We start from the raw sequence: 843 nt of genomic DNA, 5'->3' as shown, positions 1-843 counted from the left end.
AAACGTGCAGATGGGATTCTTACAGGCGGTCAGTACAGTATCTGCAGGTATAGAAGTCAAAAAAAACGTCGCTCAAGGGGCTTATGCGCCTACTGCTGTACAAAATACTCAAGCCGTACCATTACAGATTATGCCTTTGTATAATCAAACTGAGGGTTATGGTGCTTATGTGGTACCAGCAGTGTCTATTATTATTTTACAACAGACTTTATTGATAGCCACGGCAATGCTGATTAGTACTTGGTACGAGCAGCGTCGTCATAGTACCAGTATTCGCGGCTGGCTCGGCCGGATTGCAGCCATGAGTATACTTAGCTTTACAGTTGGCTGCTTTTATTATGGCTGGACCTTTGAGCTGCATCATTATCCGCGCGGACAAAACATGCTTGGTAGTTTGCTATTTCTGATGATTTTTTGTCCGACAGTAGCGACGCTTGGTTGTGTGTTTGGCTTGTGGTTTCGCTTGCGTGAACGCAGTATGCAAATCTTGATTTTCAGCTCACTGCCGATGTTTTTTATGAGTGGTTATCCTTGGCCTGCTAATCAGTTGCCAGAAATACTACAAATTTTACGTTGGCTAATACCTACTACCCCTGCGATCAATACTTCAGTACAGCTCAATCAGATGGGCGCCAGCCTCTCGCAAGTCGCTATAGGGTTTTATGCCTTGTTTGGTTTATGGCTGTTTTACTTTATCTTGCTTCTATTTATGCGTAAGCGCACACAATCAAAACAATCTACTTTTAAATGCCCTTGACCCAAAAGTATTTAATGAAGCAATACTCATTTAGAAAAACAAAGTTAAAAACACTTTGCCAAAAAAAACACTTGTTACATCAATAA

Annotated in this window: 1 protein-coding gene; it reads left to right on the top strand. The window is 41.5% G+C overall.

From position 1 onward, the window contains the following. Window positions 1-757: ABC transporter permease (locus ACS8FD_RS18665; RefSeq protein WP_439276946.1), on the top strand; the 757-nt coding region annotated here is incomplete at its 5' end. Window positions 758-843: the final 86 nt, after the last annotated feature.

This window comes from Psychrobacter sp. 1U2, assembly GCF_051847575.1.
This window is presented reverse-complemented; position numbering and strand designations above follow the sequence as displayed.